This is a genomic window from Chryseolinea sp. H1M3-3 (assembly GCF_029360725.1).
In the GTDB taxonomy this organism is placed as follows: Bacteria; Bacteroidota; Bacteroidia; order Cytophagales; family Cyclobacteriaceae; genus Chryseolinea.
Genome location: NZ_JARKMY010000002.1, coordinates 57,610 through 77,102 on the forward strand (window position 1 = coordinate 57,610; position 19,493 = coordinate 77,102).

At 41.1% G+C, this 19,493-nt stretch carries 16 protein-coding genes; 6 read left to right on the forward strand and 10 right to left on the reverse strand.

The window, feature by feature from the left end:
- The first annotated feature begins 88 nt into the window (after positions 1-88).
- Entirely contained in the window at positions 89-1,525 is a 1,437-nt protein-coding gene (locus tag P2W71_RS07615) for a rubredoxin domain-containing protein (RefSeq protein ID WP_276369199.1), read from the forward strand.
- Here the strand turns inward: P2W71_RS07615 and P2W71_RS07620 are convergent.
- Both P2W71_RS07620 and P2W71_RS07625 read right to left on the reverse strand, forming a co-directional pair.
- A complete protein-coding gene (locus P2W71_RS07620; RefSeq protein WP_276369201.1) occupies positions 1,519-1,686 on the reverse strand; it encodes a hypothetical protein in 168 nt (55 codons plus the stop codon). The genes P2W71_RS07615 and P2W71_RS07620 overlap by 7 nt on opposite strands.
- Positions 1,687-1,885: 199 nt before the next feature.
- Positions 1,886-3,127, reverse strand: a complete 1,242-nt coding sequence (locus tag P2W71_RS07625; protein WP_276369203.1) for an aspartate kinase — start codon at positions 3,125-3,127, stop codon at positions 1,886-1,888.
- 66 nt (positions 3,128-3,193) lie between these two features.
- Here P2W71_RS07625 and fbp point away from each other — a divergent pair, with 66 nt between their 5' ends.
- On the forward strand, positions 3,194-4,204 hold the full coding sequence (gene fbp, locus P2W71_RS07630) for a class 1 fructose-bisphosphatase (protein ID WP_276369206.1): 1,011 nt from the start codon (positions 3,194-3,196) through the stop codon (positions 4,202-4,204).
- Positions 4,205-4,253: 49 nt separating this feature from the next.
- On the opposite strand, the gene P2W71_RS07635 is transcribed toward fbp, so the two are convergent.
- Entirely contained in the window at positions 4,254-4,697 is a 444-nt protein-coding gene (locus P2W71_RS07635; protein ID WP_276369208.1) for a DUF5606 domain-containing protein, read from the reverse strand.
- A gap of 200 nt (positions 4,698-4,897) precedes the next feature.
- Positions 4,898-5,503, reverse strand: a complete 606-nt coding sequence (gene yihA, locus P2W71_RS07640; RefSeq protein ID WP_276369211.1) for a ribosome biogenesis GTP-binding protein YihA/YsxC — start codon at positions 5,501-5,503, stop codon at positions 4,898-4,900.
- A 153-nt stretch (positions 5,504-5,656) separates the two neighbouring features.
- Here yihA and P2W71_RS07645 point away from each other — a divergent pair, with 153 nt between their 5' ends.
- The 4 genes from P2W71_RS07645 (at position 5,657) to P2W71_RS07660 (ending at position 10,103) form a co-directional block, all read left to right on the forward strand.
- Positions 5,657-7,741: an OmpA family protein gene (locus P2W71_RS07645; protein ID WP_276369213.1), complete on the forward strand. Its 2,085-nt coding sequence runs from the start codon at positions 5,657-5,659 to the stop codon at positions 7,739-7,741.
- A 160-nt stretch (positions 7,742-7,901) separates the two neighbouring features.
- Entirely contained in the window at positions 7,902-8,621 is a 720-nt protein-coding gene (gene ubiE / locus P2W71_RS07650; RefSeq protein ID WP_276369216.1) for a bifunctional demethylmenaquinone methyltransferase/2-methoxy-6-polyprenyl-1,4-benzoquinol methylase UbiE, read from the forward strand.
- Positions 8,570-9,307, forward strand: a complete 738-nt coding sequence (locus P2W71_RS07655) for a porin family protein (RefSeq protein ID WP_276369218.1) — start codon at positions 8,570-8,572, stop codon at positions 9,305-9,307. Before ubiE ends, P2W71_RS07655 begins: the two co-directional genes overlap by 52 nt.
- Before the next feature lie 40 nt (positions 9,308-9,347).
- Complete coding sequence (locus tag P2W71_RS07660) at positions 9,348-10,103, forward strand: SDR family NAD(P)-dependent oxidoreductase (RefSeq protein WP_276369221.1); 756 nt, start codon at positions 9,348-9,350, stop codon at positions 10,101-10,103.
- Positions 10,104-10,365: 262 nt separating this feature from the next.
- On the opposite strand, the gene P2W71_RS07665 is transcribed toward P2W71_RS07660, so the two are convergent.
- The 6 genes from P2W71_RS07665 to P2W71_RS07690 all read right to left on the reverse strand — a co-directional run bounded on the left by P2W71_RS07665 (position 10,366) and on the right by P2W71_RS07690 (position 19,483).
- On the reverse strand, positions 10,366-10,785 hold the full coding sequence (locus P2W71_RS07665) for a hypothetical protein (RefSeq protein WP_276369223.1): 420 nt from the start codon (positions 10,783-10,785) through the stop codon (positions 10,366-10,368).
- A 14-nt stretch (positions 10,786-10,799) separates the two neighbouring features.
- A complete protein-coding gene (locus P2W71_RS07670) occupies positions 10,800-11,699 on the reverse strand; it encodes a hypothetical protein (RefSeq protein WP_276369225.1) in 900 nt (299 codons plus the stop codon).
- Between the two features lie 68 nt (positions 11,700-11,767).
- Positions 11,768-14,851: an ATP-binding cassette domain-containing protein gene (locus P2W71_RS07675; protein ID WP_276369227.1), complete on the reverse strand. Its 3,084-nt coding sequence runs from the start codon at positions 14,849-14,851 to the stop codon at positions 11,768-11,770.
- Between the two features lie 114 nt (positions 14,852-14,965).
- The gene (locus P2W71_RS07680) at positions 14,966-15,328 is read right to left on the reverse strand and encodes a DUF1987 domain-containing protein (protein WP_276369229.1); all 363 of its coding nucleotides are present in this window, start codon (positions 15,326-15,328) and stop codon (positions 14,966-14,968) included.
- A 34-nt stretch (positions 15,329-15,362) separates the two neighbouring features.
- A complete protein-coding gene (locus P2W71_RS07685; RefSeq protein ID WP_276369231.1) occupies positions 15,363-15,911 on the reverse strand; it encodes a SiaB family protein kinase in 549 nt (182 codons plus the stop codon).
- Positions 15,912-16,009: 98 nt separating this feature from the next.
- Positions 16,010-19,483 carry a PAS domain S-box protein gene (locus P2W71_RS07690; protein WP_276369234.1) on the reverse strand — a complete coding sequence of 1,158 codons (3,474 nt, stop codon included), beginning with the start codon at positions 19,481-19,483 and terminating at the stop codon, positions 16,010-16,012.
- Positions 19,484-19,493 lie beyond the last annotated feature (10 nt).

The window sequence follows — 19,493 nt, forward strand, 5'->3', positions numbered from 1 at the left end:
CTTGAACGTGAATGATCTTCCAAAAAACTAATAAATCAAAACTAGCTTTCTGCATTCAGCTTTAAGCTTTTAGCTTTACTCCATGGAAATGAAAAAGAAGAGCGATCTGATCCGGGCCTTTGTAAAAGGTGGATTTATATCACCGGCAGATCTGTTGAAGATCATGGAATTGTCACGAAACCTGGGAAATAAGTATGTGCTTTTCGGGTCTCGTCAGGACATTATGTTTCCCTCTAACAACGCTGATGAACAGTCGCTCGCAAAGGCATTTCAGGCGCTTAATATAGATTACGAGCTTGGCAGTGATCAGTCTGTCTACCAAAATATCGTTAGTTCTTATGCTGTCGTCAACGTAGTGGAAACAACTAACTGGGTTAAAGAAGATACATACAATGTTATCATCGACGGCTTTGACTACATGCCCCGTTTAAAGATCAATATTGTTGATCCGGTTCAAGGGTTGGTTCCTCTTTTTACAGGTGAATTAAATTTCATTGCATCGAAAGAGGAAAATTACTGGTACTTGTACATCCGTGATCCGCGAAAGGGCCAGGTGATAGAATGTTGGCCGCGGCTGATATATGGCCATGATATTCCAAAGATTGCAAAAGAACTTGAGAAAATATTTCTGGAGCTATTGCCCTTTACGGCAGAAGAGCTTCACATGATCCTGAAGAACAATTATGTTCGCATCAACTATAAATCCATTCCTGAGAAACTAAAATTTCCTGAAACGACTTTTCCATATTATGAGGGCCTGAACGCCATGCTTAACAATCAGTATTGGTTAGGGCTCTACTGGCGAAACAATCAGTATGATATTGATTTCATGACCGCCGCATGCCGGTTATGCCAGGAAACTAACATTAGCAAAATCAACATTATTCCCTGGAAGGCATTTGTCATTAAAGGAATAAAAGCTTCAGATCGCATACGCTGGGAAAAACTGATGGGTAAATTCGGCATTAACGAACGTCACTCTTCATTGGAATTGAATTGGCATTTACCGGTGATCGATCGTGAAGCGCTTGAATTAAAAAAGTTTCTGGTCCGCGAGTTAGATCAACAGGACATCAGTACGCACGGTTTGACGTTTACGATCAAGACGAACCGTGATATGTTTTTATTTACTGCCATTGTTATCGAAAAGAGTTCAACACCTGGAGAACATTACAATATTTTGTATGCTAAAAATTTCAACCCTAATAATATTATTCACCATACCTATGCGCGCAATGTAAAAAAGGAAATGATTCCTTCACTGCTGATCGAGTTAAGTAAATTATACTTCCGGCAACTAAATCCTGAAAAGGAACACAGTGGTGATGCAAAGCAGGAAGTTCATGTGAATGGATTTGTAACAAGCTATCAGTGCAGCAATTGTTTAACCATATATGATAAGAAGTATGGAGACCCTACTTCCAACATTCCAGCTGGGGTACCGTTCGAAGATTTACCCGATACATACAAATGCCATGTTTGCGAAAGTGCGAAGAAATATTTTTTGCCGGTAAAGGATTATTGACCGTCGTCTGAACTGGCCATCATTCTTCCACTGAGTGCGTATTTTAGCCGGATCATGCCGAAGTGTGTCGTGAAAGCAGCGAAAAGAATCGGATCTTTTGTTGATAGATTTGGGTTAGCCTTAAGGTAGCTCAGGGTTAGCTCCACGTTAACTTCATCCATCTTACAGTCATCTTACATTCATCCTACAGTCATTGTACAGTGAGGGGGGTGGGAATGGAGGTGGGAAATACCACGGCTGTGAAAAGACCTGACGGACCCGAATTGCAAGTCTAAGATACAATTTTTAGGGCGTTGTTCTATGAGGACCGTTAGAAAATATGAGGAGAGTTTTTTCGCTCATCTCAATGTTGTAGCAATGTTATTTAACCAGTACCTGAAGCGTACTTCTGGACGATTGTTCTAACAACACTCCTTTTTGTTTCCGGTATGTTTCGAAGGAAGCTTCATCGTAATTTTTTATAGTAATTAACGTCAGGCCGGTATTGTAGAAAACTTCGAAATGCTGCTGCAACTTTTCTATCAGTTTTAGTAATTTGTTTTCACGGAAATCTATACAGAATGAAAATGATATGGCGGAGTTCTGCATCATGTTCAGACGAATATCCAATTCAGAAAGTGCATGAAAAATATTCGTAAGCTGTTGCTCTGAGACAAAAGTGTAGTCAGTCACTTTGCACGAAATGAGGCATTGATTTTCCTTAAAGACGATGAGCGGCGGAAGATTTTCAACGGTGCACTCGTGAATCTTGGTTCCAGGCAGCGACGGGTCCGTAAAATTTTTAACATACAACGGAATACCTTTGTTGGCCAAGGGCTTTATGGTTTTTGGATGGATAACAGAAGCACCATAGTAAGTCATTTCAGCAGCTTCCTTGAAAGGTAATTCCCTGAATACAGTAGCGGTAGGGATACGTTTGGGATCCGCGTTCATTACCCCCGGAACATCTTTCCAGATAACAACGGATTCTGCATTGAGACAGGAAGCAAAGATTGCAGCAGAAAAATCGGAGCCTTCGCGTCCTAATGTAGTTGTAAAACCATCTGGCGTTTTGCCAATGAATCCTTGCGTGATGATAATCTTCTCTTCCAGAATGGAGCGCAATGGATTAATGGAAACGGCAGTCTTGGTCCAATCGACGCGACCTTCACGGAAATTCTTGTCCGTACAAATTCCGTTTCGTGAATCGAACCAGAAACTTGAAATGCTTTTAGAAAGTAAATAATGGTGCAGAATGATGGAAGAAATCAACTCTCCTTTACAAACGACTTGATCATAAAGCTGATCTGAGGCGGCGTGTGTGAGCAGTTCATTTTCCAAATCATTAAAATGAATATCCACTTCACGTAGAACGGATATTGGCTTTTGAAATAAATCGTCGACAATGTTGTGATGATATTCCTTAAGTTCATCCAGTACGACCTGATAATCCTGGTTTGACGACGCCAATGATAGTATGCGCTCCAGTCTATCCGTTGTTTTTCCCATGGCAGAGACTACCACGAGTAAGTCATGGCGGGTTTGAGAAGCGATAATTGAAGCCACGTTCCTGACACCTTTCGAGTCTTTCAGGGAGGCCCCGCCGAATTTAAAAACCTTCATGTACAATGATGTAAATTGTTTTAAAACTAACTTGTAGTAAGTAAGTTCAAAAGCATGCAAAGATCAATGAATAAAACTAATGCAACAAGTATTGAATCTTCCAGAATCGCTCAATCGATTGGACTGACGTTGGATAGATTTATAAAAAACAATCAGGATCAGTTCCAGTATGCCAGCGGAGAACTTTCGCAATTGCTTCGTGACATTGCCTTGGCGTCCAAAGTGGTGAATCGTGAAGTGAATAAAGCTGGCTTAATTGATATTATGGGTGCAATGGGTACGCAAAACATGGCTGGAGATAATCAGCAAAAGCTGGATGTACTGGCAAACATCCGGTTTACACGCGCCCTTGCCAAGGGTGGTGAAGTTTGTGCATTGGTTTCGGAGGAGGCGGAGTCGTTTGTGGACTTGAATAATGAAGGTAAATATGTTATCGCCATAGATCCGCTTGATGGCTCCTCTAACATTGATGTTAATGTTTCGATCGGGACAATTTTTTCTATTTACAGACGGAAAACACAAACAGGGACGCCCTTACAATCTATTGATATTTTGCAAAAGGGATCAGAACAAGTTGCCGCAGGGTATGTATTGTATGGTTCTTCCACCATGATGGTCTACACGACGGGGCATGGTGTAAATGGATTTACTTATGAGCCGTCGCTGGGCGAGTATTTCTTATCACATCCCGATTTAAAGATGCCTGAGGACGGAAAAATTTATTCTATTAATGAAGGCTCGTCAAACTCTTTTTCGAACGCCATCAGAGATTATATTCAATATTGCAAAGATCAGAATTATACTGCGCGATACATTGGATCACTCGTCGCCGATTTTCATCGGAATATGCTGAAGGGCGGAATTTACATATACCCGATCACATCAAAGGATCCCCATGGCAAGTTAAGATTGATGTACGAATGCAATGCACTGGCATTCATCGCCGAACAAGCAGGAGGAAAAGCATCGAACGGCCATAACCGAATATTGGACATCGAATTGAAAGAACTCCATCAAAGAACCGCGTTTTACGTAGGCTCAAAAAATATGGTTACAAAAGCTGAGACTTTTAAGTGACGGCCTCAGATTAGTTTCTAAAGAAAAGAACATTATCCCCGATAGGAGCTTATTCTTTTTCCGTTTTTTCTTCGGGTGAATTCTTCTCTTCTGAATTTTCAGTTAGCAATTCTGGCGCATACTTCAGGATCGTGTCATACCAGCGGATCAACTTTTTAATATCCGATACATAAACCCGGCTCTCGTCGTAAACGGGAAGGATGGATTTTAAAAATGATTTTAATTCGGCAGGATCAGAGTTACCGTCTACACCTAAATCATCCCCAAACTCCGCCTTCATTTTCTTCAGAACCTCTTCCAATGATACTGTTCCTTCTTTGGTCGTTGTATAAATTGATATCTCATGAAGCAATGACAAACGATGAGAGGTAGTCGCCACTAACTTTGTTTTCGCCTCATCAAGAGATTCCAGAATTACGCCTGACTTTGTTGGTGCTACTACTTTAAAAAGACCTCCCTTACCACTTATAGATGCTATTTCAGCTAAAGTCATATACAGTTTATTGTTAAGCGGGCAAAGCTAACGCAATTGTCTGCAAAAGTCCAACCGGTATTTACTGATAAACTTTTCTTGCTCCCATTTAAATTGACGTTCCTATTATAGGCGAACATTTTCGCGATACGCCGTCTTTCTTCACAAGCGTGAAGACGAAATGGATCGTGTATGTATGCGGGTATTGATTTCTCGAATACCTATTTTTTGCTAAATCCCTCAATCAATTCATCTACCAGCGATAAAATTTCTTCTTTACCTTGTTTCTTTTCAGATGAAGTCAAGATAATAGTAGGCAGTTCTTCCCATCTTTTGAGCAGTGTCTCCTGGTACTTCTTCATATTCTTTTCGAGTTCGTTGCGCTTTAGCTTATCGATCTTTGTGAAGATAATGGCTAAGGGAATGTCCTTGCTTCCTGCCCATTCAATAAAGTCTAAATCAATTGCTTGTGGCGTTAATCTAGCATCCAGCAGTATAAATAGGCATGTGAGGTTTTCACGCTTTAATACATAATTCTCAATCATTTTACCGAATCCTGCTCTCGTGCTTTTGCTGACACTGGCGTAGCCGTAGCCTGGCAAGTCGACAAGATACCACGAGGAATTGACCAAATAATGATTGATGGTTTGGGTTTTCCCTGGAGTTACGGAAATCTTGGCAAGTTTCCGTGAGTTGGTCAGCATGTTTATTAAAGAAGATTTCCCGACATTAGATCTCCCGATGAAGGCAAATTCCGCTTTATCTGGCAAGGGACACTTTGCTACATCTGCGTGGCTACTGATAAATTCTGCTGTGGTTATCTTCATTTGTTAAAGTAATGATTGAAGGCCAAAATACTAAGAATGTAAGAATCGAGTGCCTTATGCACAACTTTTAATACTTCCAAATCCGGCCTTTTTCCTAACTTGGGGTGTAATTAGATAATTTTTTACAAGTGTATTGCTAAATTTTTTAAACAAATGAACAGTATCCCAAGAGTACTGATTTTTTTAGCTTTTTTATTGCCTCTTTTTACTACTTCGGTTTATGGTCAGGAAGATCCCAAGGAGATTGCCCGGCAATACATGGAACAAGCTGAATTGATCATGGCTGAAACCAAGGCTATGGATGATGCCAGAGAGCTTATGGTCACAGCTGCTGACCAGGATACTACGTTCATTAAGGCTAACTATGAGGCTGGACGCATGCATCTCGCAACTGTTGGTAAAAATCGTGCCGTAAAATATTTCATGCGTGTGTTTCGTCAGGATCCAGCTTACCGATTTGATATCGAATATTTGATTGGACGGAGTTATCAATACGGCGAGAATTTCGACAAAGCATTAGAGTTTTATAATCTGTATAAGAAGAAGCTTGCTGGTAAACCTGGATATCAGGGTAAGGATAAGGTTGATTTGGCAACGGTTGACCGAGCCATTTTTGAATGCGAAAACGGAAAGGAATTTGTGTCTTCGCCAGGTGAATTCTCCATTGTTAATATCGGACGCGAGATCAACTCAGAATACGAAGACTACGCACCTGTACTCAATGAAAATGAAGACGAGATTGTTTTTACAACCCGCAGGCGTGAGGACAACTTAAATGAGAATGTGTATGAGGATAACAAACCTTATGAAGATATTTTCACCGCGAAAAAGGCAGGAGGTGCCTGGAGCTTTGCTAAGAATATTGGACCTGTAGTTAATACGCCGTATCATGAATCCAGTGTAGCATTGTCAGCTGATGGTAGTACATTGTTTATTTACAATGATGACGGCGGAGATATCTTCTACAGCGAACGGCAACCGAATGGAGAATTTGGTGAAAAAATTTTATTGCCCGGCATTATTAATTCAAGTTTCGAGGAAAAATCAATTTCTATCTCAAAAGACGAAAAGACCTTATACTTCTCCAGTAACAGGCCAGGCGGTTTTGGAGGTTTAGACCTTTACAGAGCCACAAAAGATTCCAAAGGAGAGTGGGCTAATGTTAAAAATCTTGGACCAAAGATCAATACCGCGCAAGATGACGACGGCTTATTCATCGATTACGATGATGTGACACTTTACTTCAGTAGCAAAGGACACAAAGGAATGGGTGGCTATGATGTTTTTAAAACCACTTTTGATCCAGCTAAAAATGAATGGAGCGAACCGGTGAACCTGGGATATCCTATCAATACACCCGATGATGATATTTATTTTGTTTCTTCAAAAGATGGCAAGCGCGCTTACTACTCTTCCGTTCGGGAGGATGGCATGGGTTATACCGACATTTACATGGTTACAATTCCGGAAGGATTGAAAAACACCGAGCCAGTGGTAGCAAAACCTCCTGTTGAAAAACCACCGGTTGATACTACAGCGGCGACAACCCCGGTAGTGGTTACGCCGCCCGTTGACACTCCAACAACGCCAACCAAGACTGAATTACAGCCATTGAAATATGTTATCAGCGTAGTGGATGCAGCAGATCAAACGACACCGCTAGCCGCAAAGGTTAAATTGGTAGGTGCCAGAGATAATGTTATTGTACCATTCACGCCACTCGGCGATGGCGTATTTGAATTCAACATCACCAACGCCAAGCCCAAGGACTATCGTTTATCTGTTGACGTTGATGGTTATGTGTTTCAGAACGTAAACGTAAAATTGGAAGGTGCATCGACTGAAGGTAAGACTATGGAAAGAAAGATTGCCATGCGTAAACTGGTTGTCGGTGTGAGCTCCATTTTAAGGAATATTTATTTCGATTTCGATAAAGCGACCTTTAAAACGCAATCTTATACAGAGCTTAACAAGCTCGAAGCCATGTTAAGTCAAAATCAAAACATGGTTGTAGAAATTGCAGGCCATACAGATGCCATCGGTACAAAAGATTACAATAAATATCTTTCATTAAAGCGAGCACAGGCTGTAAAGGACTATCTCACTAAAAAAGGAATAAACACAAAACGCATCAAAGCTGTTGGTTATGGTAAATCCAAGCCACTTGCCAGCAATGACGATGAACAGGGCGGTCGTGAGCTGAACAGGCGTGTTGAATTCAAAGTATTGCAGAACTAAATTCTTTCCATAACGCCATCGCGGAAGCCATCGTACAGACGGATAAAGGGCGCCATAGACTACCTTTCAAAGGTTTGCAAAGTACATTGCCAAGCAGCATTTCTTTTGTTAAATCAAACCACTTACCTTCGGCCTTGTTTTAACGGGTAAACCCGAGAAAATGGATGTAGTTCCTTACAAAGAGTCTCTTTCAAAAAAAGCGCAGGTGGCAAAAATGTTTAATAACATTAGTCACCGTTATGATTTTCTAAACAACCTTCTGAGTCTTGGCATTGACAAGATTTGGAGGAAAAAGGCGATCAGTGTCTTAAAGGAGTTAAAGCCTTCGAAAATTCTCGATGTCGCTACTGGTACCGGCGAATTTGCTTTGCAGGCGTTGGAGTTAAATCCAGAAAAAATTATTGGTATAGACATCTCCGAAGGCATGCTGGAGATTGGCCGAAAAAAAATATCGGCTAAAAATTTAGGGTCCAAAATTGAATTGATTCAGGGTGATTCGGAAAAAATCCCCTTTGCACAAAATAAATTCGATGCTGTAACCGTTGCTTTTGGAGTGCGGAACTTTGAAGATCTGAAAAGGGGACTAAGTGAAATTCGACGTGTATTGAGACCAGGTGGAATGGTTGTTATCCTGGAGTTCTCAAAACCTTCAAAGTTTCCATTTAAGCAGATTTATAGCATCTATTTCAGGTATATTTTACCCCGTATTGGGTCCATTGTATCGAATGATAAAGCAGCTTATACATACTTGCCTAAGTCAGTTGAAGCTTTCCCCGATGGCGAAGATTTTCTTCACATCTTGCACGATGTCGGATTTAAAAACACACAATGCAGTTCACTTACATTTGGAATAAGCTCCATATACATCGGTACAAAATAATTGCTATAGGCGTATTGATGATATGCGCTTTGCAAAGTGAGGCGCAAAAAACGCGTTGGGTGGAAAAGAATAATCCGAACTATGATAACCGGAAGTTCACCTATGGTTTTCTGATTGGAATTCATTCTTCCATTTTTCAAATTAAATACTCCGATAAGTTTGTTACGCGTGACCTGGATACCGTATCTGCGGTGCTTCCAAGTTGGTCACAGGGATTTTCCTTAGGATTTATTGTTAATTATCGTCTTACGGAATTTTTGGATCTTCGTCTTACGCCGGAAGTAGCCTTCTATGAAAACAAAATTCGCTATCAGTTTACCAATGATCCTCCCATCGATGAGTCCGTCGAGAATACCGTTGTTGAGTTTCCGATTCTGTTAAAATATAAATCCGAACGAAGGGGAAATATTCGGATGTATATGATCGGCGGAATCAAGCCTGGAATTGAAGCATCCGGAAAAAAGAATGTGGATCAGACGAAACCCTCGCTGGAGATTAAAGAAACACACTTGAACTTGGAGGCTGGTTTTGGTTTCGATTTATATTACCCCCTGTTCAAGTTTTCTCCTGAAATCAGATTCTCTCGTGGCATCGTTGACATGCTGGGCAATCGCACCAATGAATTTGGCCAACCGTTACAACGTGTTAACACGAACACAATTACATTATATCTTCTGTTCCAATAATAACTGTTGTATTTTCGCCAGAGCATAATCATAAAAGAACATGACTGGCAGAATCGTTTTGATAACTGGTGCAACCTCAGGTATCGGTGAAGCTACTGCAAGGCTTCTGGCACACCATAATTTTAAACTTATCATTTGTGGAAGAAGGCAGGAACGTTTGGAAAAACTGCAGGCTGAGCTTTCTCCTTTAACAGCGGTAACCACCCTTTCTTTTGATGTTCGGAATCAGCCAGACGTTAAGCGCGCCATAGACTCACTTCCGGTGGGGTGGAAGGCAATTGATGTGTTAATTAATAACGCAGGTAATGCACATGGGCTGGACCCAATTCAATCCGGAAGTTTGGAAGATTGGGAAGCGATGATCGACATTAATGTAAAAGGTTTGCTATATGTATCGCGTGAGGTAATTCCTGGAATGACGGCGCGTAAAGCGGGACATATCATTAACCTCGGATCCATCGCAGGGAAAGAAGTTTATCCTAATGGAAATGTTTATTGTGCCAGCAAATTTGCCGTTGATGCCCTAACCAAAGGAATGCGATTGGATTTAAATCCCTTCAATATAAAAGTCACTTCAATAAACCCGGGATTAGTCGAAACAGAATTTTCTCTAGTGAGGTTTAAAGGGAACGAAGAAAAATCGGCACAGGTCTACAAAGGAATTGAGCCGCTTAAGGGAGAAGATATCGCCAACATCATTTTATTTACGCTCACGTGTGCGCCACACGTTGTTCTCGCAGACATCACTGTTTTCCCTTCCGCACAGGCAAGTAGTACCTTGGTGAAGAGAAGCTAAATCATTTCTTTTCATTGAAGGCTCAATATGGTCGCGATTCGATATCCGGGCAAAAGATGAGATGATGAACAATTAGTAAAGTGAGGCAGCCAGTATATGTCTTTACACAACTCAGTTTTGTTTCGCTAAACCCAATCATATTACAGGCGTGACCTCATAGGTAAGGGAATTTTTTTTATGACCCTAAGAAGTCGCCACCGAATGGTTAGAATAAAAAAAGGCCTCTGTAAAGAGGCCTTATTGGTTGAGGGGTACTAAAATCTTAACGCTTAAATCCTAAGGCACTACCGCCGCAGTAGGAGGTAGAACCGTCGAAGGTATATTGTATATAATATATCCCAGTGGTGTTACATGGATAAGCAATAGCGGAAATGTATTGTCCGTTTACTTTACTAGTTGCAACTTTATTCCGGTTAGAATCATATAAGCTTACGATAATTCCGTCAGTAGGCTGTGGGTTAGCACAGATGTTGATCATGTATTGAGTACCTTTTGTGAACACATAAGAATATTCAACATAGTCTTTTCCACCCTTCTCAATTTTATAACTTTTCAAAAAGTTAAAGCCAGTGGATAATTTCGGAATGCATGCAGTGCTCAAAGATTCAGAGTTGCATTGCCCTATTACATCTAAAGTACTTAGTACGAAAACAGATAGAACAATGATAATTAACTTTTTCATAGGTTCCTTTTATCTTAGCTTATTATCTTATTTCTAATACTTGAAGTGAGGGCTTTAATGCTGGCAATATCCTCTTGTGTTATTTGAATCGTACTTGAGCTATTGTCCTTAATCACCATAACACCATCCACTATTTCGAAAGTTGATTCGCTGTACGTGTAGGTGATGTTTACTTTATCATAGAGCTTTTTCAGCTCCTCCATGTCGGTCAACAATGATGCCATATTCTGATCCGAGTCCTTATAAAAAGAAAGGAGAAGCATGATGTTTTCAAGGATTATTTTCTGCTCGCCGATCGTCTCCTGAAGTTCTTTGTTTGAAGGATTCGCTGCGGCTACTTCACATAGAATATTCAGTGCTTCAACCCATCCGCCAGTCAAAAACAGAACGCTTAAGTTGGAGCGATTTTGCGACTGAAGATAATGGTTGATGCTGTTAAAGTTTTGTGTTGTGATGAGCAGAAGTGAGTCAAGGTTCTTGCTGTTTGTTGCCAGACGCCCGATGGTTTCGATGTCGAAAAACTGTCCGATGTTAAGACCATCCGCTAACGTCTTGATGGACGACATGTATTTCACGCCATCTTGATTTTGCTCATAAATATTTGTGTAACCCAAGTCGGTACCATAAACACCAAGGTTGAGGGCCTTCTTGTAGTTGCTGTTATATTTTGAAATATTGTCTGGGGAGTTGAGGTAACTGGAGTTATACTTTTTTCCTGACTCTTTTAAGAGTACGGAAATCTCCAATGGGCTTGGAATTCGCTGAAGAATATCTCCAATGACGCCTTCCGATATTGACGGGCCTTCGATCTTAGTGGTGTCCAGGCCCTCCAAAAATGCCTGCTCATCCGATTTTTTTTCGGATCCGCAGGCCGTAAAGAGCGCGAGGATAAGCCCAATAATTACAATTCTCATAGATATAAAATTATTCGTTTATAAAATTAAAAATTCAGCATATCCAGCTAAAAAATTACGCAGATGCTTTATTCCTTTTTCGACTGCCCCATTCCGGGTAAGGTCAACTTACTGGGCATCTCAAAGGAGTTAACTAATTTTCGAAGTAACTCAAAATACAATGTACCATACAGTATAATCGTCATCACCCATATAACAAGGTTATTAAACAGAAAGGTACTTACCATTGCGCCCAGCAGATTTTTCTGTGGAGCAAAAAAATGCGCGCGGTAGTCCAGGGGTCCTTTCGGTCTCGGGTCTACGAAAATCGGATTGATCTGCTGATACAGTCTACCCTGATACTCAATAATCCTTTCTTTTTCTGATACATTCTTTACCAGGTCTGCCAAACTTTCATTGTAATAACGATTCTTAATATCATTTAAGGAATAATTTTTTCTTTCTTTCTCCATCTTTACCATTTCTCCTTCGCGTGTAGCCACCACTCTATTATAAGCATCCTGGTAGAACTTTCGATAAGCTGCAAGGAATTCTTCCAGCTTGGCACTAAACGCTGGCGTGAATTTTTCAACGGTCCATGGTGTGTTCAATTCGTTCTCTAATCCTCTTTTAAAGAAACCGTCCCGAATACTACTTTGAATGATGGCGATGTCTTTGTTCACAATGGCACGAATCGAATCATTTTTTTCATCCTTATTGTCTGCAATGTACTTGCGCTTTTTTTCAAGTTCATTCGCTAAGAAAGATGCATGGAAGTCGGCCTGACTTTCGATCTTTTCGTAGGAGTAAAATGGTTTCTCGTATTTATTGTTGACAAATTGATCTACTACCAAGGCCTCATAGGCCCAGCGTGACGCCATCATGTCGGCAATGACCGGTACTTTTCCTTTTGTACTGATCACGCTGTTAAGTTTATCGAAGCTAAATAACAATCCGCTGAGTATCATTTGCGGAATAAGAAGCAAAGGGATCATTACATAAACTGTTACCGCCGAATTGAATGCCGAAGAAATATTCAAGCCTAAAACACTTGCAAAGCATGACGTTGAAAATAATACAAACCAAAACGGTAACAACATAGCCCATTCCATTTCCAGTATTAAGATGCCAATAACGACAAATGAAAATGTCTGTATTGCCGAAAGCACGAAAAGTATCGTAATCTTGGACATGAGGTAGCTATTCCAGCTTAAGTTCAGAAAGGACTCGCGGCGTAGAATTTTTCTGTCGCGTATGATTTCTTCAGCGCTCACCGTAAGACCCATAAAGAGTGCTACGATGATACTCATGAGCAAAAATGCAGGAAAGTTTTCATTAAAGCGGAACATGTATTCCTGTCCGCCTGGCGCGCTTTTATATTTTATGATAACTGCCAGGATTATCGCCAGGAGGGGTGCTTCTAATAAATTAATGAGCAGGTATTGCTTGTTGCTTAATTTTGACAGCGTATCACGGGTAGCAAAAATAACAGTCTGCTTAATTTTATTGGGAAGGCTAAGGGACTGAGGAGGTTGTTCTTTGATGTCTTCAACCCGTCCTACCTTGAAATGTGACTTATACAGTTCATACCATTGCGGAGGGGAAATCTTTCGTTTATTTGTGGGCTGTCCGTATTCATCCACAACTTTTGCTTCGATAATGTTAAAGATCTGTTCAGGATTTACATTACCACAGGTTTCACATTGTCCGCGGTTACTGTCTACCTGATGAGTCGACTTTTTGAAATAGGTGACAGCTTCAACCGGAGGGCCATAGTACGCTGGATATCCACCCGTGTCCATGATGATCATCTTATCGAACATTTTGTAAATGTCTGACGATGGCTGATGGATAACAACAAAGATCAGTTTTCCCTTGAGAGAAAGCTCTTTTAATAAGTCTATGACGTTTTCCGAATCCCTTGACGATAAACCGGACGTTGGCTCGTCTAAAAACAGAATAGCTGGTTCACGAATCAATTCCAGGGCAATGTTTAATCGTTTGCGTTGCCCGCCACTGATTGTTTTATCTAACGGATTACCTACGGGAAGATCCTTACGTTGATCCAGTCCCAGGTTTTCCAATACTTCCATAACACGTTTATGTATTTGCTCTTCAGTAAAGGAAGCAAAACATAATTTGGCGTTGTAATATAGATTTTGATATACTGTGAGTTCTTCGATCAGGAGATCATCCTGTGACACATATCCTATAACCCCATGAATTTTATCTTTCTGAGTGTTGATGTCAAACCCATTGACAAGAATTTGTCCCTGCGTAGGAGGAACAAGTCCAGCCATGACGTTGAGCAGCGTAGTTTTACCTGCACCGCTGGCGCCCATGATACCGATTAGCTTTCCCGGTCCTTCTGAGATACCAACGTGGCGAAGACCGATACCACCATTTTTGAATTTAAGTTCATCGATGATGACGTTAAAAGACAACTTTGCAGTCTTTAACTCTTCATTAAAGTTAGCTACGAGATCACTGTAGTACAGGGCATCGCCGGCCTGCGTTTTAATCGTGCTGCCATGAGAGAACAGATACACCCGGTTTGGTTGCATCGGGAAACCATTGAGCATGTTCGATTCTTCACCTAAATATTTTGTGAAGTACATGTCGACACTTTGGACACGCATGAAGATGAGGCTTCCTTCAATGTGACCATGCACATGTTTATAGATTTTATTTTCTTCTGCGCTGTGGTCTTTATCTAAAAGAAGGATGTCAACATAATTGAGTGATCTTGCATCCTCAGAGATCACAAATCCCTCGATCAGTTGATATTCGTATTGGAGAATATTAAATACAGTGGAGACTGTGTTGATGATCTCCATCCGTTGTGGTGTAAAATTTTTATCTGTCCCTACCAGCTCAAGCAACTTAATTAATACAACAACCTTCTGCTTTTGCGTAAGGGTTTTATTAATCTTCTTACATATCCCGAGTGTTTTTACCGAATCTTTAACAGACGTCAGCCTGGCTTTCCCTTCCTCTTTTCCATACTCTGAAAACTGATCATAAAGCTCAAGGTACTCTTTGATGGAATCCTGATCGAGTTCTGTTTGAAAAAAGTTTATTACAAACTGTCTTTCCCTTTCAGTTACGCCTCCATCCTGTTTGGTAATAATTGCAAAAAGTTGGGTGAGGGCTTTGAGTATTTCTTCACTCATAGATGCAATGTGATTTTATACATACTAAAAAAATATCGGTTACCGGCCACTCTAAATCGTTAATGGAGATCCACCCAAATGGCTGATAACCGATTCTCTATGACTGTTGTGAAATCAGTAAGTTTTAAACTCAAATGGTATTTCAACCAGTTCGGAAAATTCCTGACCGGCTTCCTCCATATCCTCATCATCTTCATGAAAATACCAGAGGATTTTCATTGCTTTAATGTCTTCCAAAGATGATAGTACATCCAGGATCAGTTTTGAAGATGCCGTATTGAAATACTCGAGTTTAAAAACAAATTCGGTATTAGGATTAGGATCTTTTCCATACTTCTCGATCCACTCGAGTACTGGCCGGTAGAATTCGGCAGAATCTTCCGGCAGTGAACGGCCTGAGATTTCAAAAATTCCATTCTTCTTATCAAGAATTATTTTTGGAGTATCTTCAGTTCCTTCAAGATTTAAAATTTCCATGGGATAAGTCAATTTTAATTTTTTATCTATACAATTATTCAGTTTCTCTAGGCACGTTAACCTTTAAGCAGAAGAAGCAATATTCTGCAGACATCTCAGGGAATTCAAATTCCAACTTACCTCCCGACTTTCTGGCCATATCCACAAAACCTAATCCAGCGCCACCTTTGTCGGAGATCGTCGTGTTTTTAATAATTTCCTTGTAAAGTTCTTTCAAGCCGTCTTTGTCGAGCGCATTGATCTGGTCAAGCTTCTTATGCAGGCCTGCAACGTTGGCTTTCCGTACTGGATTTCCGGACATTATGCTGTAACGGTTTGCCTCTTTGCCGATGAGGAAGATAGCAGCGTGACTGCGCATTTCTCCATCGATGAGTTCGTCGCTGTGCTTAACGATATTTTGCAGTGCCTCCACCATAACGTTGAACACCTTGCGTTTGATGCTAGAATCTTCTCCGGAAGAATCAAGGTTTCGCTCTGCCATAGAGAGAATGGATTTTGTACTCTCTTGAGTAAAATCACCCTGATACACCAGAATCAAGTTCTGCGACATCATGGTTCGGTGCAGGTCATAAATAAAATTCATGTGTCTGAAGATTAGATTAAATTTTTGTGGTTCACTAAGATATAAGTTTTATCATTTAAAACCCACCTGCAAAAAAATTCAGGAGGATTGGTTTAAGTCTAGAATTTAATACCAATTAATAACACGTCGTCTGTTTGCTTCGTTGTGCCTCGCCATGCTTCCCACTCCTGATCAAAAACATTCATTGCTTCCGGCATCTTTAACTTATGCACCTGGTCGATGATTTCGCGTACACGCCTTGGTCCGAATTTTCTTCCATCGTTACCACCAAACTGATCGGGGAATCCGTCTGAACTGAAGTAAATCGAATCGCCTTCTTCCAATTTAATTTTGGTATTGGTAAAGTTAGTTTGGTTCTTAAAAATACCTCCGCCGATAGGGAATTTATTTCCCTTAACTTCATCCATCACACCATTCTTCATAATATACAATGGTCGGTGTGCCCCTGCATATTCTACCTCTCGCTTAGATAAATTGATTTTACACAGCGCGATGTCCATACCGTCTTTGGTGGTTGCGTCTTCGTCCTGGCGTAGGGTAGTTGTTACACCTTCGTCCAGCATGTCTAGAATTTTGCCGGGCTCTGTAACTTTACGGCTACGCACAATATCATTCAACAAGAAGTATCCAATCAACGATAAAAGCGCTCCAGGGACACCGTGACCTGTACAGTCTACGGCGGCAATGAAAATTTCGTCTTTCATCTGAACGAACCATGGAAAGTCACCGCTGACCACATCGCGCGGTTTGTATAAGATGAATGAATCAGGCAGCGCTTTGCTGATCACCCGACTGTTAGGCAAAATGGCGTTTTGAATGCGTTTTGCGTAGTTGATACTTTCTGTGATCTTTTTATTCTTATTCTGAATTTCAAGCTCAATCATTTTGCGCTCAGTAATATCATGGGATACCACAAGCACAGACTCAAGTTTGTTTGCTTCATCAAATTCCGGAATCGCATTTACCTGCATGATGCGTTTCCCCATCGCGGAAGGGAAATCCATTTCAGTAGAAGCTTTTTCATTTGTTGCATTTACCGCTTCCACAACCTTTAACCACCCTTCAAGTACAGATGTGTCAAGTTCCGATTCCTGTACTTTCCGGTTCAGGAAGAATGCAGGTTTTTGTCCAGTATATTCTTCAATAACCGGATTGATGTATGAGATCGATTCACCTTCAAGTCGTGTAATCAAGTCGAGCGAATTTTCAGAGAGTGCCTGCATCTTACTTCGCATCCGTTGCTCCTGTTCAGCCCTTCTTTTTTCCGTGATATCGCGCGAGTTTAAGATAAATCCGTGTATTGCCTGATTGGACATGCAGTTTGTTCCGGTGGATTCAATCCAGATAAATGTTCCATCTTTAGCGCGATACTCGTATTGTACTGTTATTCTTTCGTCAGGGTTTGCTTTCATTTTTTGGAAAAGCTCTCTGAACGTTTCGCGATGGTCAGGATGTACCTTGTCTATGTCGCTCTTGCCAATCATTTCTTTTTGTCCGTATCCAAGAATGGATTCTACGGAAGGAGAAATGTATCGGATGCTTTCATCTTCTTCGTATATGGTGATAACCTCGGAAGCATTTTCAAGAAGAAGCTGCATCCGTTTCTGGGTGCGGTTTACTTCTTCGATTTGTTCCTCGAGTTTTTGGTTTGAGCGTTTCAATTCTTCTTGGGTTGCTTGCATCTCTTCTGCATTCTGACGAAGAACTTCCTGCTTTTCTTTTAGCTCGTTACTCATTTGCTGCGATTCGCCCAGCAATCGGCGGGTACGTTCATTTACCTTGATATTGAATATGGTTCGTGCAAGGATCAACGAAAGTTCCTGAACAAATTTTACCTGTGAAGGATCGAATGTGCGGAAGCCGGCAAACTCGAGTACACCGTATACCTCTTCGTTGGTTATCAGTGGCACAATGAGAATACATTTCGGACGCTGGTCGCCAAGAATACCAGAGGTTATGGTTACATATTCGTCAGGAATCTCAGTGCGAAGAACGATATCTTTTTCTGCTGCAGCCTGGCCAACCAAACCTTCTGCAAATTTGAATTTCGATTTTAAATACTTTTTACGGGTATATGCATAGCTGGCACGCATCTCGATAACGGGGGGCATATTTGCATTGTCATCATTGACAATGTAAAAAGCACCTTGTATCGCGCCAATTTTTTCAAGAATGAACTTGATCACATCATCGCCAAGTGCATCGATGGAATCATGCATTCTCAGAATTTCACTGATCTCGGCAACACCTCTGACAATCCAGTTTCTTTCCTTGTCCAGGCGTTCGTTTTCAATGAGGTTGTTACGCATGTTTATCAGCGACATACCTAAGATGTCATTTTCACTCGCGGGCTTGTAGGCTGTATCATATTTGCCTTCACCAATGCGTTGTGCGAAATCGGCACTTCCTTTTAATGTCTTTACCAGTTCATCAACCTTCTCACTCATCTGACCAAATTCATCGCTGCTTTTTTCTGCTGTTGCTTCGGGTAAAACACCTTGAGAAACCAGGCTAAGGGTATTTCGCATGCTGTACAATGGCTGCGTAAATGAACGTGCAAAGAGCATGGCCGCCAATGTGGCAAGTGCTGCGACGCAGAGTCCGGCATAAGTAAACGTTTTGACTAACTCCGATGCTTTTCCGTTAGCTTCGTCCAAATCAATTTTCGCAACCAGCGCGAGATCCGGACCTTCAATCTTGCGGGATGCCTGGAGCACAGTTGCACCCCGATAATCTTCTCCTTTGCCCAGCATGTTCTTGCCTTCGAAGACAGGTGCGATAGACGTTGCAAATTTATCTTTTGGATCTCGAAGTTGGATTGCTGCGGAGGGGTCATTTCGCAACGGGCTTACCAGGGCAATTTTTTTAGAAATGACATCCTGGCGAGCCAATATTACTTCGCCGGTTTCACCAAGTCCATAGTAATTTTTTAGGATACGGTAGGCTGGATCCAAATCCAGTTTCACATGAAGCAGGTGTTGTCCGCCATTGTTGTCCACCGTAGAACCCACAACATAGGTAAAATATTTTTTATCGGTTTTATCGCGTTGAATAGGTGCGAAATAAATTCCACTCCTTGCGCGGTCAAAAGTGACACCGTCGGGATCAACGATACTACCTTTTATGGAAGGATCGGTAGACGCCTTAATACCACCGGTTCCTGAAGTGATTATAATTTGTGAGACCTCCAGCGTTGCTTTGACCTGGTTTAAGTAATCCACTAACGGATCGCCTGCTGGTTCAATTTCACTTGCAGAATCCGTAGGCACTTCGTTGCCGATCGGAGGCATCATCAGATCCATTCCGCCGCCTGTGCTTTCGCCACCCGCTAAACTTGCTTTTAATTTCTCGGAGGCTTGTAAGAACTGAATAGCGCGTTCAGCCTTTTCAAAGTAGGAATTAAAATATGCGGTTTGATTATCGGCTATTACCGACAGGTTGGTAGCAAACTTTTCCTGGTTTGACTTAAGATGATAGTCATAACTAAAGAAACTTATTGCCGCTACGGCTATAAGGGAAACAGCTAAAATTAAGACTGTTAATTTGGTACTAATGTTAATACTTTTCATCATATGCTTTGAC